The following is a 24048-nucleotide window of genomic DNA, read 5'->3' as shown; positions in this document are numbered from 1 at the left end:
TCAACAATGCCAGCAAAATAGCTGGCACTTATAGTAGAGTCATTTAACGTTTTCGAATGATAACAACATCCTTTTGATGAACGTTATTAACATTAACGACGCGATATGCCGCTGGTTTAACAACGACCACTTTAGTTACCGTCTTTTTATTAGTAGGCGCTTTTTCGTGTCCATGATGAGCACGTGGTGCACAAGCACTCAAGCTTATAATTGCTAATCCGATCAATATAACTTTAATCATAGGAAATTGAATTGACTGTTTCATACACACCTCGATACGAGTGAAGACTATGACTAAGCATAATCGTTTGAGTGTCAATTGCTGATCGCAATGAGTAAATTTATGCAAATATAGTGTTGAAATTAACGTCTATCGTTAAAACGTACCGTAATCATGAATACTTAATATTCATCGAAATCAGTGGTTCTCGTGAGCCTTTCTCTGCCCGCAATCGGGCTAAATACTGTTGCCATAATTCAGTTTGATTACTGCACAGGTTATGTAGCACCTGCCAAGAATACAAGCCAGTATCATGACCATCATCAAAGGTAATTTTTACCGCATAATGACCAACAGGTTCGAGCGCTTTGATATTTACAGCTTTCTTATGGGTAACCAATATTGGGTCGCCATGACGTTGCACTTCAGCCGATGGCGAGAATACTCGGAGCATTTCACAACTGATGTTGTAAGTTTGGTCGTTATCAAAGGTCACTTCGAGTAACTTAGATTGACGCTTAAGCTTAATGCCGGTGACGGTAGGCGTTGATTGGGTCATGGGAATACCTATAAAAAAAAGGATTAACGCTAAATCGCAGATTATCATCATACGCGATTTTGCTGTTAATCCTATTGTTGTAACCTGCATTCGTGATGTTTATTCATAAACCAAAAGTCACGTGACCTCCCATTTATAATAACCAAATGGGAGGGCGCTTGATTCAAATAATGGTTATAAAATAAAGCGGCTTAAATCTTCATCTTGTACCAAGGTATCAAGGTGGTCATTGACATATTCAGCGTCAATGACAAATTTAGAACCCGACTTTTCAGAAGCTTCGTATGAAATCTCTTCCATCAATTTTTCCATCACGGTATGTAAACGGCGTGCACCAATGTTTTCGGTGCGCTCATTCACTTGCCATGCTGCTTCTGCAATGCGCTCAATACCTGATTCAGTAAACTCTATGGTGACGCCTTCGGTGTTCATCAGGGCGACATGTTGCTCAGTGAGTGAGGCAAATGGCTCTGTTAGAATGCGTTTAAAATCAGCAGCGGTAAGGGCGTCTAATTCAACACGAATCGGTAAACGGCCTTGAAGCTCTGGAATTAAATCAGACGGTTTAGACATCTGGAATGCACCAGAAGCAATAAACAAAATGTGGTCGGTTTTAACCATGCCGTGTTTAGTAGAAACTGTGCAGCCTTCCACTAATGGCAGTAGGTCACGTTGGACACCTTCACGGGATACATCTGGGCCAGAGCTTTCGCCGCGCTTACAAATTTTGTCGATTTCGTCTAAAAACACAATACCATTTTGCTCAACCAGCTCGATGGCTTGTTCTTTTAAGTCTTCTTGATTGACTAGCTTTGCCGCTTCATCTTCAACCAACTGCTTGTAAGCATCTTTGATTTTAAGCTTTTTGCGTTTAGAGGTGCTTTGGCCAAGATTTTGAAATAAGCCCTGTAACTGATTGGTCATTTCTTCCATGCCTGGAGGGGCCATGATTTCAACACCGACTTGAGGCGCAGCAACATCGATCTCAATTTCTTTGTCGTCTAATTGACCTTCGCGCAGCTTTTTACGGAAAACCTGACGGGTGGTAGAGTCATCTTTTTTGTCGGTATCCCAGTCATCTTTTGGCTTAGGTAATAAGGCATCTAAAATGCGCTCTTCGGCCATTTCTTCGGCGCGATGACGGCATTTTTTCATTTGCTGTTCGCGAGTCATTTTCACTGCTGAGTCGGTTAAATCACGGATGATTTGTTCCACTTCTTTACCGACATAACCCACTTCGGTAAATTTTGTCGCTTCAACTTTGATAAAAGGTGCGTTAGCCAATTTGGCTAAACGACGGGCGATTTCAGTTTTACCGACACCTGTTGGGCCAATCATTAAAATATTTTTTGGCGTGACTTCATGACGAAGTTCTGGCTCAAGTTGCATCCGGCGCCAGCGATTTCGCAAGGCAACGGCTACTGAGCGTTTGGCATTTTGTTGGCCAATGATATGTGCATCTAGTTCGTGAACAATTTCACGTGGAGTCATTTCAGACATAACTGTTCCTCTATTAACGCTCGAATTAGTAGTCTAACTTTTCGATAGTTTTGAATTGGTTGGTGAATACACAAATATCGCCTGCAATCGTCAGTGATTTTTCTGCTATTTCTTCCGCGCTTAACTCAGTATTTTGCAGTAATGCTAAAGCTGATGCATGAGCATAGTTTCCACCAGAACCAATGGCAATTAAGTCATATTCTGGCTGAACAACGTCGCCATTACCGGTAATAATTAATGATGTTTCAGTATCCGCTACGACCAGCATAGCTTCGAGCTTACGCAGCATTTTGTCGCTACGCCAATCTTTGGCAAGCTCTACGGCAGATTTTAATAAATGGCCTTGATGCATTTCGAGCTTGGTTTCAAAACGCTCAAAAAGAGTAAATGCATCGGCAGTACCGCCAGCAAAACCGGCTAAGACTTTATTGTGGTATAGGCGGCGCACTTTACGTGCATTACCTTTCATCACTGTATTGCCTAGAGACACTTGGCCATCACCAGCGATGACAACTTGATTATTGCGGCGTACGGATACGATAGTAGTCACGGTAAATCCTCTTCACTAATACATCAACGGGTCATTAGGGTGAATGCAATTGTTGATTGATAAAATGGATATGGGGACAAAATGACAGATATCAAGCGATGGACAACAAAAAGCCCTGTTGCAGAGAACAGGGCTAAAGTGATTTATACAGCAATATCAGACGAGCAGCGTTATTCCCACAACCAAATGATGCAGCCATTTAACCCTGCGTTCTGCATCTTATGACGATTATGTTCCGCATCGCGCTTGTTCGGATAGGGTCCTAATACCACGCGATACCACACGCCATTGGTACCTTCGCTGCGGCGCACTTGTGCCTCAGCACCTTGGAAGGCAATTCTGGCCTTCATTTCATTTGCTTGCGACTCTTGCCTAAACGATCCGCATTGCATTTGATAGATGCCACTAGACACTACGCCTGTTTCAGGTAAGTCTATCTCCACTTGCTTGTTTTCAAGCTCTTCCAGATAAGTCCATTCTTCCTGTGGCTTAGGTGGCAGTGCGTTAGGATCTTTCTTGACCACTTTTTTTGGCGCTTCTACGGTCGTGGTTGATAGCGTTTTCTTTTTAGGTTGTTGAGCTGGCTCAGATACGACCGATGAGTCGGAGCTGCCATTAATGGACCATAAGAAATAACCAAAACCTATGACTAAGGTGAGTATCACAAAAACAGCCAAGTAAGGAAAAGAGCGTTTAGGTGCTTTTTTTCGTTGTGGCGCACGGGCTTTTGCGCCCGCACGAGGTTTGCGATTTGCGTAGTCACGACTCATGATTACATCCGCTCTAGGGTTTCAATGCCAAGTAGCGACAAGCCCGTTTTTAAGGTTTTAGCGGTTAATTGTGCAAGCAATAAACGGCTTTGCTTTTGTGCTTCAGTTTCGGCAGCAAGCACTGGGCAAGCTTCATAAAAACTCGAAAACTCACTCGCTAGCTCATACAGGTAACCACATAATACATGCGGTAAGCCTTTGTCTGTCATGCGAGTTAGCACCTCACCAAATTGTGCCAGTTTAGTGCCTAAGTCTTTTTCTTTTTCATGCTCAAGCACAATCTTAGCTTGGCTAAGATCAATATCTGTTGCACGTTTAAAAATACCTGCCACGCGGGTATAGGCATAAAGAAGATAAGGTGCAGTATTACCTTCAAAGCTAAGCATTTGCTCAAAACTGAAAATATAATCACTGGTACGGTTCTTGGACAGATCGGCATACTTAACTGAGCTGATACCGACTACGCGAGCAATTTCAGTGAGGGTAGCTTCATCCATATCTGGATTTTTACTGCGAACCAGTTCAAGAGCGCGAACATCGGCTTCGTCAAGTAAATCGACTAACTTAACCACACCGCCTGAACGGGTTTTAAATGGACGACCATCTTCACCATTCATGGTGCCAAAGCCTGTGTGCTCTAGCGACATTTCTGGGCGAACAAATTTAGCCAGTTTGGCAAGGCTAAACACTTGCTGGAAGTGCAGGGCTTGACGTAAATCGACAAAGTACATAGCGCGATCGGCTTTTAATACGTTTGAGCGGTAACGCATGGCGGCAAGATCTGAGGTGGCGTATAAATAGCCACCATCAGCTTTTTGAATAATAACCGGTAAAGGCTCGCCTTCTTTATTACGAAACGCTTCTTGGAATACCACTTTAGCGCCATTGCTTTCGCTTAACAGGCCTTGGGCATCTAAATCTTTAACCACTTGGGCTAGGTCGGCATTATATGCACTTTCGCCGTGAACATCTGCGCGGGTTAAGCTAACCCCTAAACGCTTATATACATCATGACAATGGCTTAATGAGATGTCGTTAAATTCGCGCCATAGCTTATTGCAGTACTCATCACCTGATTGTAACGCGACGACAAGTTGACGAGCGCGAGTGGCAAATTCAGTAGACTCATCAAAACGTACTTTAGCAGCACGATAAAAACTTTCTAAGTCAGACAATTCCATTTTGGCTTGTTCGCCATTAGCTGCGCGTAACTCTTCCATTAACGCCAGCAGCATACCAAACTGAGTCCCCCAATCGCCGACGTGGTTTTGGCGAATGACCTTATGGCCCAAATACTCGAGTGCGCGCACGACGCTGTCACCAATGATGGTTGAGCGTAAGTGGCCGACGTGCATTTCTTTGGCTAAGTTTGGCGAAGAATAGTCGACAACGATAGTTTGCTTAGTCGGTAAAGCCACTCCTAAATGGTCGCTCGTCAGTGCTTGCTGTAGTTGATTAGCTAATGCATTGTCATCAATGAAAAAGTTAATAAACCCTGGTCCGGCAATTTCTACTTTGGCCACATAAGATGATGCTGGCAAGGTATCAATAATAAGCTGTGCTAATTCGCGCGGGTTCTTTTTAGCAACTTTAGTCAGCATCATTGCAAGGTTAGTCGCTAAGTCACCATGACTTTTATCTTTAGTGCGATCGACCTGAATGCGAGCTTGAAAATCAGCCGGCACAATTCCTTGCTGTTTGAAGGATTCGATGGTTTGTTCTAGTAAAGATTCAATATGTGATTTCATGGGCGTTTGCTTGCACTAATTCGTTAAATGAATGACATGACGGAACCGCATATTTTAGCCGTTTATGGGGGGTGATTGCTATCTGCTTTAACGGAAATATTGGTTTTTTTATGCTGATTATCAACCTAAGCGAAGTTTATGACAGATATAGGGTCCGTTGGCTTAGTAAAAATGCCGCTGTGTTACATTAAATCCTGTGGATCACGATCGATACTCCAACGGCAACGCTTACTTTCAGGTATTTGTTCAATGAGTGCTAATACGCGTTCGAATTCGGTTTGCAAGCGCTGACGACTTTTAGCTTGCAGTATTAATTGGCGTCGATATTTTCCAGCTTTACGATCAAGTGGCGCCGGAATTGGGCCAATAATTTCAAAGTCTTTATCTTGTGGTAATAGCTCGCTGGTGCGGGCGAGAAACGCATCAGCATCTTCGGCTAAATGTGCTTCTGCTCGAATTAATACCATGTGCCAAGCGGGTGGTAATAGTGCCTGTTGGCGCTCTTTCAGCTGAGTACGAGCGAACTCACCATAACCGCGTTTCAATAAATCACGTAAAATGGGGTTATCACTTTGATGGGTTTGCAGTAGCACTTTACCGGGTTTGTCTGCACGGCCAGCACGGCCAGACACTTGGGTGTATAGCTGCCCAAAACGTTCAGGTGCGCGAAAATCTGCACTGAACAATGCACCATCGACGTCCAATAAGCCAACAAGGGTAACATCTGGAAAGTGATGTCCTTTGGCGAGCATCTGTGTGCCGACCAAAATTTTATATTTACCCATGTAAATTCCTTTGAGCTGCTGTTCAAGGGAGCCTTTACGTCTGGTGGTGTCTCGGTCAATGCGGACAACCGGATATTTGGGAAACAGTTTAATCAATTCTTGTTCTAGCTGCTCGGTCCCCAAACCGTGGCCCATTAGCATGGTGCTACCACATTGATGGCATTGGCGCGGGATAGCGTATTGATTGCCACAGTGATGACAACAAATCTCGTTTAAGCCTTGATGAACGGTAAAAAAAGCATCACAACGATCGCACTCATGTAAATGACCACATTCATGACAAAGCAAGGCCGGGGCAAAGCCGCGGCGGTTGAGAAATAGCAGTACCTGATTACCCGCATCAAGGTGCATACGCATTTCATTAATTAATGATGTCGACATGCCCGCTTTTAATGGTTGCGAGGTGATATCGACAATACCTTGCTTAACCTTTTGCGCAGCACCAGCGCGTTCACTCAGTTCCAAGTGATGATAGCGGCCAGATAGCGCATTTTGTAAGGTTTCTAATGATGGCGTTGCGGAGCCTAATACCACTTGAATATCTTCAAGATGCCCACGCATTACTGCCAAGTCACGCGCGTGATAGCGCACACCTTCCTGTTGTTTAAAGCTGCTGTCATGCTCTTCATCAAGAATAATTAACCCTGGATAAGCCATTGGGGTAAAGAGTGCTGAGCGAGTACCAATAATAATTGCCGCTTCACCGACACGAGCCTGACGCCAAGCTTCTAGGCGTTGATTATCGGTTAATCCGGAATGGATCACGGCAACATTGACTTCAAAACGGCGTTTGAAGCGATTAATGGTTTGCGGTGTTAAGCCAATTTCAGGCACGAGGATCAGTGCTTGTTTACCTTGTTTTAAAATTGTCTCAAGCAAGGTGAGGTAGACTTCGGTTTTGCCAGAGCCTGTGATCCCTTCTAATAAGGTGCAATGAAACCCTTGCTGTTGAGTGAGTACTGAAACGGCAACGGCTTGTTGTTTGTTAAGCTTATGAGGTGACTCATTCATAATAAGCTGTTGGCGCCAGCTTAAATCATGGCTGAGTACTTTTTGTTGCCGTTCAATCCATTGTTTTTGTTCTAATGCTTTTAATGCCGCTTTGCTTAATTGTTGGGTGGTGAACTCATCTTGGCTGATGGGGTTTGCCAGTAATAACTCGTGCAGCTTTTTCTGTGCCGGGGCACGTTTTAATACGCTAGAATCAGCATTGCGTCCTTCGGGGCTTAAATGATATTCAACCACCGCTTGCGGCGCCGCTTCGAGGCCTTTTCTCAGTGCGACAGGCAGCGCTTGGCTGAGCATTTGTCCTTGGGTAGTAAAGTAATATCGGGCGGCCCAGAGGGTTAATTTATATAGCGAATCAGGTAACAATGGGGCATCATCTAGTACAGCTGTGACTGATTTTATTTGTTGCGGTGCTAAGTCACAGCTGTCAGTAATAGCAGTAATTAAGCCGATGAGTTGTTGAGGGCCAAAAGGGACTTTGACTCGAAGACCGATTTGTAATCCCGCTTGTTGTTCGTCTTTTACACGATAACTAAAGTTTCTGCGTAACGGGACGGGTAAGGCGACTTCAACAAACACGGGCATAAGGCTTCATCATTTTTCAATTCGATAGTGGATTGCGGATCAGTTTACCTCTAAGTGTCATCAAAGAGATAGGGCAACATATATGCGTAAAGGACTTATTGAGGTCATCATTCTAGTATTTGGATTATTGGGCTATATTGCTACGCCAATGGCTCAAGTGAATCATGTCAGTATCAATAGTCGCCAATTTGAATTGAATAATCTCCCGCAATTAAAGATCAATATCGTGGCACAAAATGATGATGCGTCGCGGTTAGGTTTTTATATTCGCCAGTTGGATGACAGCTTGGATGGCAATAAGGTTGTGCAGCAGAAGTTAGCAGTGCAGAGTATTAATCGTTTTTTATTGCAGCTTAAGGGTACTGATATCATCAGTGATGTAAATGCACAGTTAATCGTTACCGAAGATACTGCGAAAGGAGCGGTTACGTTAGCAGTAATGGCCTTATTTGATGCCCCGTACTCAGTTAATAGTGCCACCTTAGTCTCTAATGTTGTTACGTCTCGAGTACTGCCAGTAGCAAAAGACACCACTAGTGGGAAAGCATCCAAAAAACATCAACAAGATGACAGACGTTTAGAGCAGGCATCATCAGTACCAGAACTATCAGAACCATCAGAACCATCAGAAACATCAGAAACATCAGAGCCATCCACAGTAGAATCCTCTCTTCAGGCAATCTGTGTAATTGAGCGAGATAATAGTGATACATTATGGCGTATTGCGAACCGTTACAAAGAGCAATGGCATACCAGTGTTTATGGGGCAATGTTAGCCATTTTTGAGGCTAACTTAATGGCATTTTCCAAACAGAAAATTCATTTATTACTCAAAGATGTTCCATTGCATTGCCCATCGAAGGCTATTTTAGCTGAATACAATAATAAAGCTGTAGATAGGAAAGTCTTTGAGGTCATTGAAGCAAAGCATGCGGCTAAATAAGGTTTCTGATCATAATTAGTGATAAAAAGTAGTCCTTAATCGAGTATTTACTTTGGTTTATCAGTAATTAGTTGCAGCTGTTTATGTTAGTTTATATAGTTGCCCGTGTTAATACTTATGATTTAGCTCAAGCATAAGGTTAAAAAAGTAAACAATAATAATAAATTACAGCCTGATGAGCTTTATGTGAACATTTTATTTGTCAGTGTATACGTGTATTTAACATCATGGTTTTACAGCGTGTTTTGCGCTGTGCTGAAGCGGTTTATAATCGAAAGGATTGATTTAATGAAAAGCTTTAAGGTGCTAGCAATATTAGCATTATTGGCGGTTGATAGTATTTCAACTGTGATTGCACAAGTCAGTCATATCAGTATCGATACTATTCCATTTGAAAGCGGACAATCTCCTCAGTTCACCGTGAATGTTATAACCGATCACCATGATTTATCGCGGCTGACATTTTATTTACGCCAAATTTATCAAGATAATATTGTGTTAGAAAAGCTTGAGGTTGAACAGCGTGATCGTGATGTTTTTGTATTAAGTGGTACCGAAAAAATCCGCGATAAAGATGCGGCACTCATTGTTTCTGAATACCGTAATGCTAAATGGCTACAATACTCACCTGTCCCTTTATTCTCTCAAGCCATTGTTCAGAGCCAATACCAGCCAGTAGCAATTAAAACGATGAAGTCAGCTTCGGTATTACCGACTTCAATGCTTACGCCTATAAGTCGTAAAGCCAGCATTATACCTCAGGTTGCTACAACGCAAAAAAATCTGAATGATTGCCAGATCAATCAGTTACCGAATGATACTTTATGGAAAATAGCGGTTCGCTATCGTAAGCAATGGAATTCAAACATTTATGGCGCCATGCTTGCGCTTTATCAAACGAATCCCTCTGCATTCTATCAAGATAAAATTAGTCTACTGCAATTAGGCCACTCGTTACGCTGCCCATCAATGGAGACGCTTTCGCGCTATCAAAATGTCGCGGTAGATAGGATCACATTCGACAATTTAGTCGCCAGTCAACGCGGTAAGTCTCAAGGACTATTAGCGCCAACATTACCTGTGCCTGTTCTCGCCACTCAGTCAGTATCAATGAATGGTTCAGTGAATGATATGGACAGTAAAAAATCTGAAAGTAATGCGTTATTGGCCGCTATTCATGAAACGAAAATATCGCCTCAGCCATTGCCAATCAATAATATAGCCAAGTCATCGATACCGACTTATGGGCAAGATAAAACCTGTTTAATGGATAAATTTCCTCAAGACACGTTATGGCGAGTTGCCGATCGTTATTATCGACAATGGCAAATCAGTGTATATGGTGCAATGCTGGCGATTTATGAGGCAAACCCTAATGCGTTTGCCAATGGTAAAATTTACTTATTGATGTCTGATAGCCGTTTACAGTGCCCATCAAGTGAGATGTTAAAGCAACATCAAAATTCATCTAAGGCACAAATTACCTATGAGACTCTAGAGCGCACACATCGACAATCGTAGTATCGCTTAGAAATTCTACTTGTTTGTGTATAAGAGACACTGTATTATCTCGCGCCTAAAACATATTGTTATTAACTGCATGTGGTGCTCAACTTCGGGTTGGGAGAGCGACATGGCCTTCAATTTAAGGTAGCCCAAAATGAAAACAGGTATTCACCCAAATTACGCTGAAATTACTGCAACTTGTACTTGTGGTAACATCATCAAAGTGAACTCAACTGCAGGTAAAAACCTACACTTGGACGTATGTGGTGCATGTCACCCATTCTACACTGGTACTCAGAAAGTTGTTGATACTGGTGGTCGTATTGACAAGTTCAACAAGCGTTTTGGTATGCTTGGTAAAAAGTAATTGCATTGCAATTTACTTGAATAAGGCGCCTTTGGCGCCTTTTTTGTTTTTTATATGGCAACAGCAGTATTGTGCTGTAACGAAAACTAATTTTTTAGTGGTAAACAATACAAAAAAGCACAAACCTCGCTTTATTGTTATTTAGACAAAATAAACTGCAAATATCGACGTCTATATCCGATTGTTATCGTAAATCTTGTTATTTTCCTACATTTTTAACTTATTGATTTATATATATTCATGTTCGATTAGTTATAATTATAAAACATAGCCTCTATTCTGACTCACAACACCTCCTATCACTGAGTTTTTGATGTATATAATCCCTGCATTAGCGTATTGTTATTAAAATTTTAGATGGCCTGCAAGTTCACGGTTAAAGTGAACTATGGATCATACTTTCCTTCATAGATAGCGCATTTCAGGATGTATAAAATGTCAGATATTCGTCAACAAGCTCTCGATTATCATGAATTCCCAGTACCAGGTAAAACCGCTGTTTGCCTGACAAAACCGGCTCAATCAAGCCACGATCTAGCGTTGGCCTATAGTCCTGGTGTGGCAGAGCCTGTTAGAGAGATCGCTTCTAATCCTGAAAATGCCTATCGGTATACCAATAAAGGCAATTCGGTTGCGGTTATTACCAACGGGACCGCTATTTTAGGTTTAGGCAATTTAGGACCATTAGCGTCAAAACCGGTTATGGAAGGCAAATCACTTCTGTTTAAACGTTTTGCGAATATTGATTCGATTGATATTGAAGTGAAACACCGCACAACTGAAGACTTTATTAATACTGTCGAATCGATTGCTGATACCTTTGGCGGGATTAATTTAGAAGATATCAAGGCGCCTGAATGTTTTGAAATTGAACAAGAACTGATTAAGCGATGCAATATTCCGGTATTTCATGACGATCAACACGGCACTGCTATTGTTACTGCAGCAGGCATGTTGAATGCTCTGGAAATTCAAGGTAAAAAAATTGATGATGCAATATTTGTTTGTTTAGGTGCCGGTGCTGCTGCGATTGCGTGTATGACTATGATCGTTAAATGTGGCGCATTGCGTGAAAATGTTTATATGCTAGACAGGCAAGGAGTGATTCATACACGCCGTGAAGATCTCAATGAATATAAAGCGTTATTTGCCAACAATACCGATAAACGCACCCTACAAGATGTGATTAAAGATGCCGATGTATTTTTAGGGTTGTCGGGTGCAAATTTATTGGCTGCCGATGATATTGCGTTAATGGCACCTAACCCGGTGATCTTTGCCTGTTCAAATCCTGATCCTGAAATTAAGCCTGAATTAGCTCATAATATCCGTAAAGACTTAATTATGGGTACTGGTCGTAGTGACTATCCAAATCAAGTGAACAATGTATTGTGCTTCCCGTTTATTTTTCGAGGCGCACTCGATGTTCGCGCGGCGGTCATTAACGACGAAATGAAGCTGGCTGCTGTATATGCTATTGCTAACCTCGCTAAAGAGCCTGTGCCAGCCGAGGTGTTAGCGGCTTATCCTAACGTGTCATCATTGAGTTTTGGTTCGCAATATGTGTTGCCTAAACCCATGGACCCAAGATTACTGCCGCTGGTAGCTCGCGCAGTATCGCAAGCGGCAATCGATTCTGGGGTGGCAAAAATCACCACATTACCGACTGAATACAAAGTGTAGAAAGCAAGCATACCTAATCAGGTTTATTCATCCGAACAAGGATAATAAACCTGCTGCCGTTAATAAAAGGGGCTTTTGCCCCTTTTCTATAGGCCTAAGATAAGCGTGATTAAAAACGATTAGTGAAGTTGTAGAGCACAATCGTTATACTGGATAACATTGGAGTCATTAATAAAATAAATAAATCCAGCAGGATAGCGGATAAATGAAACTCACCAAGATCCTTACTAAAAAATTAACCAGTTTTTGGCTGCTTTCATTAGCTGCGGTGGCTTTTGTATTTTTACTGTGTGCGGTGATGGGCTTTACCCAATTGACCTACACTTTTCAGCAACAAAAAGTCGCTGAGTTAGAAACCATGTTAGCCGACGATTATCAACAACACGGTAGTCGTCAATTTTCTACCTGGTTACCCCCTCTATTGACCGCTTACAAAGCGGTTGAATTCTCTCTGTCGCAAGACAACCAATTAGTTTATCAATTTCATCGTGATCAAGCCGATATCGTTAAAAGTAGTTTAACGCTCTATAAGAGCGAATTAAGCCATGGCCAATTATCCATGTCATTAATTATGCCGCCGCCATTTTCTTTACATGATCTTGGCTGGCACGAGCTTATTATTCTGGTTATTGGTTTTATCAGCATCGGAATTTTTGTCCGTTTTGGTTATGGCTGGTACTCCAGAGAGCTAGATGGCATTGAACAACTTGCTCAACGAAGCAAACTCATTTTAGAGGGACATTTAAAGCAAGCTGCCGATATGCCGACAAATGGCAAACCACGGATGATCAATCGTGCGATCAGCAAATTGCTGGCCGAGTTGGATGATGCTCATAAAGAACGTGGCCGTTTAGATCAATTTATTCGTAAAGACACTTTTCTTGATAAACAAACTCAGATTGGCAACCCGATATTCTTTCAAAATCGTCTCGACGGATTAAGCCATAATCAGAAAATGGTTGCTCATGGCGTATTAATGTTAATTGAGCTTGATGATGTTGACTTAGTGGAAGACCAATACGGTGAAAGCGGCGTTAAGGCAATGCTGTCATTAACAACGGAAGCCATTACAGCCGCACTCGTTCAATACGAGGACAGTATTTTTGCTCGCCGCAGTTACTCACAATTAGTCATCATAGTGCCACAATTATCACTGGCAGAAGCCGACCAGTTAGCGCAACGAATACTCAAAACCTGCCTTGCATTACCTTTTTATGGCATTGGTAATCCCGATAACTTTTTACACTTAGGCTGTGCTTTTTTTAACGCTGGCGATTTACAAGTTCAGCTTATTGAAGAAGCCGAAATGGCACTTCGAGCTGCGCAACTGCAACGTGTTAATAACTGGTTTATGTACGATAAAGGCGCGTTAGATGAGGAAATCGCTAAAGGGTCTGTGCGTTGGCGTAGTTTTATTGAAAATGCATTGGTGTCCAAACGATTTTTTACCTTACAGCAAGCTATTATTGATAGTGATAATCAAATTATGCACTATGAAATATTCAGCCGCGCCCGTGATTTAAAAGGTAATGATGTTCGCGCGACATTGTTCATTCCCATGGCTAACAAGTGTGGATTAATGCCACAGGTTGAGAGGCAAGTGCTGGAACAAGTGCTCTTCAGGTTAATGTCTGATAATGAGTCAACTTACAGCATTAACTTAAGCCTTGATAGTTTGACCAGTAGGGCATTTGTTCGTTGGTTACAATCTACATTATTAGAGCATCGTCCTTTAGCTGCGCGACTTATTTTTGAAGTTTCTGAAGATATTATTGTCAAAAATCAGAAAAATACTTTGGTAGTTAAAACTCTCGATATGTTGAGAAAGATGGGTGCAAAATTGGCGGTAGATAATGTTGGTCAATCAGTTGTGGGTACTCATTATATCCAGGAGTATCACTTTGATTTAGTGAAATTACATCGGTCTATCGTGCGCCGAGTAGATCAACGCTCAGAAAATCAATTATTTATACGTAGTCTCATTGGTGGCCTTTATAGAGCCGAAGTGAAAGTGATTGCAGAGGGCGTTGAATGTTTAGAAGAATGGCAAACGTTAAAAATTCTTGGTGTGAGTGCAGCCCAAGGCGATTTTTTGGGGCAAAGAACTGAAGTTTAAGTCATATAATGCTATGTTTGTTTAAGTTAGATCTTGTTTATCAATAGATTGCACTCTATGTTCAATCTATATGCGCTATATTAATGAGCAGTTATAGCGTTAACGTATCAGTAACAAAGCTTCATCGTTTTAGATTTGAGCAATAATACTGAGAAACGACAATACAGCGTAATCGAATCATGTTGATGTTATATGCTGGTACATTGGCTTAAAAATGTCATTTTTACTGATATATTTATCATCAGTAATCTTAAATAATTAATATGTTAGCGAATATGGGCCACGCAATGGACAATGGTTTTTTGAGTAAACTAGCCTTTTGGCAGACATCGCAATTGATGGGTAATGTAGGTGTATTTATCGCCGGAAATTCCCTGTGGGTATGTAAGCCACAGCAAGGTCAATCAGCGCCTGTTATCAGCCAGTTTTTAGTACAAAAAAACAATTGGTCTCAAGCCTTTGAAGCATTAAAGAGTCAGTTTGGCCGAGTTCGGGTGCAATTAGTGCTGTCGCAGCAGTATTATCAATTATTACAAGTTGAAAAACCCAATGTTGAGCCTAGTGAAGTGACTCAAGCGTTGATTTGGTCTGTTAAAGACATGGTGTCCGAGCCCGTTACGAATATTCATCTAGATTATTTCGAATCCAGTTTTATTGCCAGTTCAAAAGTGAATGTGGTGGTCAGTAGTCGTCAATTTTTAATGCAATTGGCCAGTGCTTGTGATGCCAATGGATTAGATATTGTTGGGATCAGTATTGAAGAATTGGCATTAAGCCATGTCTTAGCACACGATAATATGGCACATATGTTAGTCGCTCACTTGCCGCAGCAAGAATTGTTGTTGTTAGTTGTTAAAGCGGGTGAAGTGTTAATGCAGCGTCGCGTTAGAGGATTTAACCACCTGGATAAAGCGACTTTAGAAGAATTAAAGCAAGGCTTAGCCGATAACCTCAGTTTAGAAATCCAACGTTCTATGGATTATTTTGAAAGCCAATTACGTCAAGCTCCAGTTGGGTCAATTAGTATTTTGGTTGAAGGTGATAGTTCATCATTGGCCAATCTCGTTAGTGCTAACTTTAATCAAAAAGTGGTCGCGGTTACTCACGATGGCGTATCGAATTTACTCGCGCAGTTAGCGTTGCAAGAATTAGCTCGAGGTGAAGTGTGATAAAAACCAGTGTTAATTTATATACCACAGATTTGTTGCCGAAAAAGCAAAGGCTAACCTTTGCAAGAATGATGCTGGCATTGGCTTTTTTCACCGGAGGTTGCGCTGTACTTTATGTTGTAGGGTTGTGGCATACCGATGAGTTGCAAAAGTTAAATCAACAGGCAAGCAGCACAAAAAGTCGATTAACTGACCAAAAGACACAACTAGAACAACAAATTGCTTTACGTAAACCTAATGCCGATTTGGTAGTAAAGGTTGAACTTGAGCAACAACGTTTAGATCTTAAAAAACTACTAAAAGATGAACTAAGTCAGCGCAAGACCATGATAAGCCAAGGTTACTCGCCAATGTTGACCGACTTGGCTGCTGTGGCTGATAGCAATGTGTGGTTGAGTCATATTACTATTGAGCAACAAAACACTAGCGCTCAGCGAATTGAGTTTGAAGGTTATGGTCGTAATCCTCAAAGTATTCCACTGTGGATAGATAAATTAAAAACCACTTCAACGTTAAAGGGTTATGCATTTTCAGCGATGACAATGGATCGCGGTGAAGCACAGCCGTTGGCGTTTAAATTGATAAGCCAGCCCGTTGCTAAGGAGTTTGCACAATGAAGCAACAATGGCTGGTGTGGTCGTCAAAATTTAATGAGCTAAGTCCACGAGAGCGGATATTGATTACGTTAGCCTTATTCGTTGTCATTGGGATGTTGCTGTTTATGCCATTAGAGTCATTGTGGAAGCAACAGCAAAGTGTTCAGAATCAGCTAAAGGGACTCGAACAAGAAAATTCGATTTCATTACAACAAGTGGCGCTTTATGAAGAGCGTTTACAGCTCGATCCCAATCAAGATTATCAACAACGATTACAGTTGATTACTGAGCAAATGCAATTGATTGATGCTGACCTCAGCAACCAAATGGTTGATATGGTTCCCGCGGATTATATGCCGACAGTATTAGCCAACTTGCTGGGTAATGTGAAAGGCGTCTCGCTCATGTCGTTTGCCTCTATTGCGCCCAAAGCCTTATTGCAAGTGGGTGATGGTAGTAAAGTTAATCTTTACAGCCATGGTATTAAGTTGACGTTACAAGGCGATTACTTTTCTATTTTAGCGTTTATTAAAGCGGTGGAAAGTATGCCCGATAAATTGTATTGGAAGCGTTTAGATTACCGTGTTGAATCTCATCCCGATGCGTTAGTTGAATTAGAACTTTACACACTTAGTGTGAATAAGGACTTTATCAGTGTTGCGAAACAAGATTAATGCTATGGCGTATGCATCCAGCCTAATGATGCTATTAATGTCGGCTGCTAACGCGCAAACATTACGTGATCCAACTTTACCAGGGCAGGGCTTTGTTGCTGTGCAGGCCAAAGCTGATAATCAATCTTTGGTGTTAAACAGTATTGTTAACGGCCAGAATACTTATGCGGTTATTAATAATATTATTCTTTCGGTAGGTGATGCTATTAGCGGTAGTGGATTACGAGTATCAAAGATTAACAAGGACTATGTTACCTTGTCAGATGGAAGAAAACTTCAACTATTTCAGTCGATAACAGAGCGATAGGATAAGAATAAAAATGAATGTGATTAGATATGTTACTCCTCTGATGTCGCTGTGCTTAGTTGCTTGCCAAACGACAGATAGGCCCGACCCACAAACAGCGAAAGCGGCCTTGAATGAGTCAAGGCAACAAGCTGAGGCGAGTCAAGCCATTACGCCTCCTCCAGCGGCAATGCCTGAAGATGTTCAGCGTGAGCTTAATGGTAATAATGTGTTGAGCCAATCAGCAAGAGCATTGCCCGCCGAGCGTCGTTTTGATGTATCAGCCAATGAAGTTGACGCCAGAGTTTTTTTCCCCAGCTTAGTAAAAGACACCCCATTGAGTGTCGCGGTACATCCAGATGTACAAGGTAAAATTTCATTATCTTTAAAAGCGGTAACCTTGTCAGAAGCCATTCAAGTTGTTGAAGACATTTATGGTTACGAAGTGAATCGAGAAGGTCGTATTTTACGTGTGTTTCCGTCGGGTATGCGAACCGAAACTTTCCCTTTGAATTATATTTACATGCAACGTGAGGGGTTGTCATTAACCTCCGTTAGCTCAGGACGGATTTCAGACCAAAACAATAATTCAAGTAATGGCAGTAACAATAGTAATAGCAACAGCAGTAACAGTAGTAATAGTTCAAATAGTAACAGTAGCAATGGAAATTCGAACAGCAGTGACAATACCAATGGCACGTTTATTCGTTCAACGACCAAGACCGATTTTTGGGGTGAATTACAAGCCACATTAATGTCAATAATGGGTGAAACAGGTGGCGGACGACAGGTTGTGGTAACCCCTCAAGCAGGGCTTGTTACCGTTCGAGCTTTCCCTGATGAGTTACGTCAAATTCGAAGTTTCTTACAAATAGCCGAAAGCCATCTACAGCGCCAAGTGATTTTGGAAGCGAAAATTATTGAAGTGACCTTATCCGATGGTTACCAGCAAGGTATTCAGTGGGAAAATGTCTTAGGTCATGCTGGCAGTACCAATGTTGATTTCAGTACCTCAGCAGGACAAGGGTTAAGTAATGCGATTACGTCTGCAATTGGCGGTGTAACCTCGATTAATTTCACCGGAAGTGATTTCAGTACCATTATTAACTTGTTAGATACCCAAGGTGATGTTGATGTACTTTCAAGCCCTCGTGTTACCGCTTCTAATAATCAAAAAGCGGTTATTAAAGTCGGCAATGACGAATACTTTGTCACCGATGTATCTTCAACGACCGTAGCGGGTACCACTCCGGTAACGACGCCGCAGGTTGAGCTGACACCATTTTTCTCAGGCATTGCCTTAGATGTAACCCCGCAGATTGATGAATATGGCAACGTAATATTGCATGTCCATCCTTCGGTGATTGACGTGACCTCACAAACCAAAGAAATTAAAATCAGTGATTCAACCTTAGAATTACCGTTAGCACAAAGTGAGATCCGTGAATCGGATACCGTTATCCGCGCCGCTTCTGGTGATGTAGTGGTGATTGGTGGCTTGATGAAGAGCGAAAATATTGAAACAGTGTCTAAAGTACCTTTATTAGGTGATATTCCTTTTCTGGGCGAAGCCTTCACCAGTCGCACTAAATCTAAAAAGAAAACTGAATTGATTATTATGTTGAAGCCAACGGTTGTGGGTGGTGACACATGGAAGGATGAATTAAAGCGTTCGCAAGATTTAATCGAACGTTGGTACCCTTCTAAATAGCGACCGTTGACGGTAGAGAATTGACGATTAAAAATAGCGGTTGAAATTGATAAGGGATAGCCAGTAATTATGTATTTGCAGCACTTTGGCTTAAGTCAATTGCCCTTTACGCTTACCCCAAATACGAGTTTCTTTTTTGGGTTGTCGCCGCATGTGGAAGCGTTGCAAGTGCTGCAAACCGCATTACAGACAGGTGAAGGTTTTATTAAAGTCACTGGTGAAGTGGGTACCGGTAAAACCTTAGTGTGTCGTAAGCTGTTGAATGACTTACCGACTCAATATCATTGCGCTTACTTACCTAACCCCTATTTGAATCCTAAAGAATTACGTTTGGCCGTAGCGGGCGAACTCGGTTTAGCGTTACCGAACAAATTAGATCAACAACAATTGACAAGGCTTATCCATGAGCGCTTGTTAACGTTAAATCATCAGGGCTTTCACGTGGTGTTAGTGTTAGATGAAGCGCAATCATTACCGGATGACAGTATTGAGGCATTAAGATTATTTACTAATTTAGAGACCGAAAGTCGTAAATTATTGCAAGTGGTGTTATTTGGCCAACCAGAATTAGATGAGCGTTTAGCTCAACCCAAGTTTAGACAATTACGACAACGCATTACCTTTAGTTATGACTTACGTCCATTAACATGGGATGAGATACAAGCTTATATTGGTTACCGACTTGCTGTAGCGGGTTATCAAGGACCTGAATTGTTTAATACCGCGGATATTAAACGCATTGCCAAAGCTGCTCGAGGTATCCCGCGTTTAGTGAATATATTGGCGCATAAGAGCTTATTGCTATGTTATGGCCAAGGTAAAAAAAAGGTGACATCTCGCCATTGTCTAGCTGCGATAACGGATACAGAAGATATTAATTTACAACATAAAGTAGGGTTTTCCCGTGTCAGCATGCTGATAATTATGTTGCTTGTAACAGTGATGGTGGTTATTGGGTTAAATGGTGATAATTGTTGTGGTGAATGGATGACACAAATAAGCGAGATTAAATGAGTGTGATTATCAAGATGCTGAAAGATTTAGAGCAGCGTCAGCAACCCGGAACAGACAAACCACCAGTGCAACCTGCAGGTGAATTTGTGCGTCCTCAAATTCAGTATCATTCAGTAGCTAAATCTCGCTCACCACTTATTAGCCTTATTGTTGTTGCCGTACTCCTGATCCCTACATTGTGGTTTGGTGTATCTATGTATCGCCAAGCCAATATTCAAATGGTCAATGAGCCAACAGCTATCAATACATCGGTTACCGAAGATATTCAGTCATCGCTGGCGAGTCAGCCACAAGATAATGTCGTTGCTGCTGAACCTAAGTTTGCTCAAGTTTCAACTGAAGCACCAACCCAAGCAGCAGCTCAAATATCAACTCAAGCATCTATTCAAGCGAGCCCCCCAGAAATCACTGCTGAGATGATTGAACCAACGGATCGCATATCCGAGCTTGATCCATCCAAAGTGAGCACTGCATCAGCCGTTAATAGCGAAAGCGTCAACCAACAAACAGTGCTAGCTTCAACCGTAGACACAGAGAAGCCCAGTGGTTCGGTGGATAATAATTCACAGAATATGGCTTCGCTGATTAATACTGAATCCACTCAAGGCCAAATCGTAGCGCAAACATCTCGCTTCTTACCCGCTGAAGTATCTGCTGCAGCAAAAACTGTTGATATGAGCGTCAATGAAGTGGTGCTTTCCAAGACGCAAATGGCGCAATTGCAATATCGCAAAGCGATGGATGCTGAGCAAGCGCAACGTCTGGACGATGCGGCGGGTTACTATTTAGAAGCCATTATTTTACAACCGAGTTTACATAAAGCCCGTAAGCAATTAGTCGAAATTTATTTTGCGCAAAATAATCCAACGACTGCAATGAGATTACTCGAGAGTGGAATCAGTATGTTTCCACAACAGTGGGAGTTTTATGTGATTTTGTCGCAAATTCAAACTGCAATAAAAGCTTATGATGAAGCGTTAATAACGGTGGCGATGATCCCAGATAGCTCATCGTGGGCTCGTGATAAGTGGATCGCACAAACCGATTTGGCACAAAACTCTAAAAACTTTGTTTTAGCGGAGGAGGCTTACCGAAACTTATTGGTATCTGAGTCAACTCAATCTCGCTGGTGGATGGGGTTAGGTTATGCGCTCGATTCCCAGCAAAAATATCCACAAGCCGCGCAAGCATACCGATCAGCATTAAGCTATGAAGGGCTATCAACTTCAGCTATGACATTTATTGAAAAGCGTTTAGATCAGCTAGGAGAAAACCGATGAAGCCTAAGTTAAAGATGCGGTTAGGAGATCTTCTTGTTCAAGAGCTGATTATTACTGACACCCAATTACAGCAAGCATTAGCAGAGCAGCGCAATTCAGGTAAAAAGCTCGGCCGCACCTTAATTGATTTGAATAGTATTACTGAAGACCAGTTACTTAAATTTTTATCTCATCAGCTTAATTTACCGTACCTCGATATTAGTCGTCGTCCGATTGCCGATGAAGTGGTGAATATTCTCCCCGAAGTACAAGCGAGGCGTTATCGAGCTTTAGTGGTGGAAAGTCATTCCGACCATGTATTAGTTGCTATGAGCGACCCTGCTGACTTGCAGGCTATTGATAATATTGAAGTGTTAGTTGCCCCTAAGCAGTTAATGATCGCGGTGGCACCAGAGCAACAATTACTCGACGCGTTTGACAACCTTTATCGTCGTACCGGGCAAATTGCTGAAATTGCCGGTAAGCTTGATGAAGAATATGCCGCAGATGACATGTTCGATTTGGCTAATTTGACTCAAAGCGACAGTGATAACGAAACCACCGTGGTGAAGCTATTACAGTCTATTTTTGAAGATGCGGTGCAAATGCGTGCGTCAGATATTCACATTGAGCCTGGCGAGAAAGTGCTGCGGATCCGTCAGCGTATCGATGGCCAATTACATGAAAACCTTCTTAGTGAAGTTAATATCGCCTCTGCTTTAGTATTACGGCTTAAGTTGATGGCTGGACTGGATATTTCAGAAAAACGTATGCCACAAGATGGCCGTTTTCATATGGAAATAAAAGGTCATAAAATCGATGTGCGGATGTCGACCATGCCGATTTATCATGGTGAGTCGGTGGTGATGCGTTTATTGGATCAGACCACAGGTTTACGTACGTTAGATGAAACCGGTATGCCACCGCATATTGTGGCGCGTATTCGTAAACAGATTAAACGCCCCCACGGTATGTTGCTAGTTACAGGGCCAACCGGTAGTGGTAAAACGACCACCTTGTACGGTATTTTAAGTGAGCTTAACACTGCCGATAGAAAGATTATCACCGTAGAAGACCCGGTTGAGTATCAATTACCGCGCATTAACCAAGTACAAGTTAACCACAAGATTGGTTTAGACTTTTCTAACGTACTGCGTACCACGCTTCGTCAAGATCCTGACATTATCATGGTGGGAGAGATGCGTGACCAAGAAACGGTGGAAATTGGCTTACGCGGTGCATTAACCGGTCACTTTGTATTATCGACTTTGCATACAAATGATGCGGTTACCAGTGCATTGCGATTACTCGATATGGGCGCGGCGAGTTATTTGGTTGCTAGTGCGCTGCGGGTCATTATCGCTCAACGTCTTGTTAGGCGCGTTTGTCACAATTGTGCCGTAGATTATCAACCAACCGCAGCTGAACGCAGCTGGCTTGCGAGTGTGACGAAAAAAGATATTAGCAGCGCTACGTTTAAAGTGGGTAGCGGTTGCCAAACCTGTAATGGTTCTGGCTATCGTGGTCGTATCGGTATTTTTGAAATACTCGAACTCGACGAAAATATGATTGATGCCATGCGAACGGGTAATCCGCAAGATTTTGCCCGTGCAGCGCTGCGCAGTCCTAACTTTATTCCCCTCGCGCATTCTGCGATGGAGTATTTATTCCTTGGCACCACAACACTGGAAGAGGTGTCAAAACTGGTTGAAGACGTTAGTGAGTCGAAAGTGCCGTTGTCGGAAGATATTGTTAGTCAACAAGATATTGGGTTATAACAATGCCACTATATCAATATCGAGGACGTAATTCACAAGGGCAGGCGGTCAGTGCACAGCTTGAGTCTGCTAATGAAAGCGCGGCGGCCGATGCGTTGCTTTCTCGCGGGATCATTCCACTAGAATTGCGCGAAGTGAAAACTAAGCAATCCTTTTCGATGAGCTTATTTCAAAGCAAGGTGTCGCTGGAAGAGTTACAAATTTTTAGTCGACAAATGTATTCACTGACGCGTTCAGGCATCCCCATTTTAAGGGCCATAGCGGGCTTGTCGGAAACAACCCATTCTGATCGTATGAAAAAAGCTTTGGATGATATTTCTGTTCAACTTACTTCAGGTCGACCGCTATCTTCGGCAATGAATCAACATCAGGATATATTTGATTCGTTGTTTGTCTCGATGATCCATGTTGGGGAGAATACCGGTAAGCTGGAAGATGCTTTTATCCAGTTGTCTGGTTATATCGAGCGAGAACAAGAAACTCGTCGACGGATTAAAGCCGCAATGCGTTATCCGATGTTTGTCTTGATTGCGATTACTATTGCGATGGTTATTTTGAACATTATGGTGATCCCTAAATTTGCCGATATGTTCTCTCGTTTTGGTGCTGAATTACCATGGGCGACAAAAATTTTAATTGGCACGTCTAATCTGTTTGTTAATTTTTGGCCTCACATGATTGTGCTATTAATCGGCATCATAGTCGGGATTCGATACTGGCATCACTCTGAAAAGGGCGAGAGGCAATGGGACTTATGGAAGCTGCACATACCTGTTATTGGATCTATTATTGAGCGCTCAACCTTGTCACGTTATTGTCGCTGTTTTTCGATGATGCTCAGTGCAGGCGTTCCGATGACACAGGCATTAAGCTTGGTCGCAGATGCGGTCGATAACGCTTATATGCATGACAAAATTGTGGGTATGCGCCGTGGTATTGAATCTGGTGAGTCAATGCTAAGGGTATCAAATAGCAGCCAATTGTTTACCCCATTAGTATTGCAAATGGTTGCCGTGGGTGAAGAAACCGGTCAAATAGATCAGCTGCTCAATGATGCCGCTGATTTTTATGAAGGTGAGGTGGATTATGATTTAAAAAACCTCACTGCAAAACTCGAACCTATTTTAATCGCATTTGTTGCTGGCATTGTATTGATATTGGCACTGGGTATTTACCTACCTATGTGGGATATGCTGAATGTGGTAAAAGGCGGTTAGCAAA

21 protein-coding genes are annotated in these 24048 nt (G+C 42.2%); 14 read left to right on the top strand and 7 right to left on the bottom strand.

What is annotated here, in order from left to right:
- Positions 1–43: 43 nt before the first annotated feature.
- The 7 genes from HNW13_RS12615 to priA form a co-directional block, all read right to left on the bottom strand.
- Positions 44–265 (bottom strand): hypothetical protein, encoded by a 222-nt coding sequence (locus HNW13_RS12615; protein WP_192116405.1) that lies wholly within the window; start codon positions 263–265, stop codon positions 44–46.
- Between the two features lie 127 nt (positions 266–392).
- Positions 393–779, bottom strand: coding sequence for a DUF971 domain-containing protein (locus tag HNW13_RS12610; protein ID WP_011639181.1), 387 nt, complete (start codon positions 777–779; stop codon positions 393–395).
- A 174-nt stretch (positions 780–953) separates the two neighbouring features.
- Positions 954–2279 carry an HslU--HslV peptidase ATPase subunit gene (hslU, locus tag HNW13_RS12605; protein WP_101087709.1) on the bottom strand — a complete coding sequence of 442 codons (1326 nt, stop codon included), beginning with the start codon at positions 2277–2279 and terminating at the stop codon, positions 954–956.
- Positions 2280–2304: 25 nt separating this feature from the next.
- A complete protein-coding gene (gene hslV, locus HNW13_RS12600) occupies positions 2305–2829 on the bottom strand; it encodes an ATP-dependent protease subunit HslV (RefSeq protein ID WP_101087708.1) in 525 nt (174 codons plus the stop codon).
- A gap of 170 nt (positions 2830–2999) precedes the next feature.
- Positions 3000–3602 (bottom strand): SPOR domain-containing protein, encoded by a 603-nt coding sequence (locus HNW13_RS12595; protein ID WP_192116419.1) that lies wholly within the window; start codon positions 3600–3602, stop codon positions 3000–3002.
- On the bottom strand, positions 3602–5347 hold the full coding sequence (argS, locus tag HNW13_RS12590; RefSeq protein WP_182744101.1) for an arginine--tRNA ligase: 1746 nt from the start codon (positions 5345–5347) through the stop codon (positions 3602–3604). The genes HNW13_RS12595 and argS overlap by 1 nt, the downstream gene beginning before the upstream one ends.
- 182 nt (positions 5348–5529) lie before the next feature.
- A complete protein-coding gene (gene priA / locus HNW13_RS12585; protein WP_101087705.1) occupies positions 5530–7725 on the bottom strand; it encodes a primosomal protein N' in 2196 nt (731 codons plus the stop codon).
- Positions 7726–7807: 82 nt separating this feature from the next.
- Here priA and HNW13_RS12580 point away from each other — a divergent pair, with 82 nt between their 5' ends.
- The 14 genes from HNW13_RS12580 to HNW13_RS12515 all read left to right on the top strand — a co-directional run bounded on the left by HNW13_RS12580 (position 7808) and on the right by HNW13_RS12515 (position 24044).
- Entirely contained in the window at positions 7808–8668 is an 861-nt protein-coding gene (locus HNW13_RS12580) for a FimV/HubP family polar landmark protein (protein ID WP_192116404.1), read from the top strand.
- 288 nt (positions 8669–8956) lie between these two features.
- On the top strand, positions 8957–10189 hold the full coding sequence (locus HNW13_RS12575; protein WP_192116403.1) for a FimV/HubP family polar landmark protein: 1233 nt from the start codon (positions 8957–8959) through the stop codon (positions 10187–10189).
- Between the two features lie 139 nt (positions 10190–10328).
- Positions 10329–10541 carry a 50S ribosomal protein L31 gene (gene rpmE / locus HNW13_RS12570; RefSeq protein ID WP_011639173.1) on the top strand — a complete coding sequence of 71 codons (213 nt, stop codon included), beginning with the start codon at positions 10329–10331 and terminating at the stop codon, positions 10539–10541.
- A gap of 435 nt (positions 10542–10976) precedes the next feature.
- Positions 10977–12224: a malic enzyme-like NAD(P)-binding protein gene (locus tag HNW13_RS12565; protein WP_101087702.1), complete on the top strand. Its 1248-nt coding sequence runs from the start codon at positions 10977–10979 to the stop codon at positions 12222–12224.
- A gap of 205 nt (positions 12225–12429) precedes the next feature.
- Positions 12430–14340, top strand: coding sequence for an RNase E specificity factor CsrD (gene csrD, locus HNW13_RS12560; RefSeq protein WP_192116402.1), 1911 nt, complete (start codon positions 12430–12432; stop codon positions 14338–14340).
- 287 nt (positions 14341–14627) lie between these two features.
- Complete coding sequence (locus tag HNW13_RS12555; protein ID WP_242445183.1) at positions 14628–15509, top strand: biogenesis protein MshI; 882 nt, start codon at positions 14628–14630, stop codon at positions 15507–15509.
- The gene (locus tag HNW13_RS12550; protein WP_192116401.1) at positions 15506–16126 is read left to right on the top strand and encodes a fimbrial assembly protein; all 621 of its coding nucleotides are present in this window, start codon (positions 15506–15508) and stop codon (positions 16124–16126) included. Before HNW13_RS12555 ends, HNW13_RS12550 begins: the two co-directional genes overlap by 4 nt.
- A complete protein-coding gene (locus HNW13_RS12545; protein ID WP_101087698.1) occupies positions 16123–16779 on the top strand; it encodes an MSHA biogenesis protein MshJ in 657 nt (218 codons plus the stop codon). Before HNW13_RS12550 ends, HNW13_RS12545 begins: the two co-directional genes overlap by 4 nt.
- Positions 16780–16783: 4 nt before the next feature.
- On the top strand, positions 16784–17086 hold the full coding sequence (locus HNW13_RS12540; protein WP_162024421.1) for an MSHA biogenesis protein MshK: 303 nt from the start codon (positions 16784–16786) through the stop codon (positions 17084–17086).
- Positions 17087–17099: 13 nt separating this feature from the next.
- Complete coding sequence (mshL, locus tag HNW13_RS12535) at positions 17100–18776, top strand: pilus (MSHA type) biogenesis protein MshL (protein ID WP_192116400.1); 1677 nt, start codon at positions 17100–17102, stop codon at positions 18774–18776.
- A gap of 69 nt (positions 18777–18845) precedes the next feature.
- Positions 18846–19790: an AAA family ATPase gene (locus HNW13_RS12530; RefSeq protein WP_162024065.1), complete on the top strand. Its 945-nt coding sequence runs from the start codon at positions 18846–18848 to the stop codon at positions 19788–19790.
- The gene (locus HNW13_RS12525) at positions 19787–21070 is read left to right on the top strand and encodes a tetratricopeptide repeat protein (protein WP_192116399.1); all 1284 of its coding nucleotides are present in this window, start codon (positions 19787–19789) and stop codon (positions 21068–21070) included. Before HNW13_RS12530 ends, HNW13_RS12525 begins: the two co-directional genes overlap by 4 nt.
- Entirely contained in the window at positions 21067–22827 is a 1761-nt protein-coding gene (locus tag HNW13_RS12520) for a GspE/PulE family protein (RefSeq protein WP_101087693.1), read from the top strand. The genes HNW13_RS12525 and HNW13_RS12520 overlap by 4 nt, the downstream gene beginning before the upstream one ends.
- A gap of 2 nt (positions 22828–22829) precedes the next feature.
- The gene (locus HNW13_RS12515; protein WP_192116398.1) at positions 22830–24044 is read left to right on the top strand and encodes a type II secretion system F family protein; all 1215 of its coding nucleotides are present in this window, start codon (positions 22830–22832) and stop codon (positions 24042–24044) included.
- Positions 24045–24048: the final 4 nt, after the last annotated feature.

Origin of the sequence: Shewanella sp. BF02_Schw, assembly GCF_014596695.2 — a bacterium.
In the GTDB taxonomy this organism is placed as follows: domain Bacteria; phylum Pseudomonadota; class Gammaproteobacteria; order Enterobacterales; family Shewanellaceae; genus Shewanella.
Note: the sequence above shows the minus strand (reverse complement) of the source record. Positions and strands in the feature narration are given on the sequence as shown.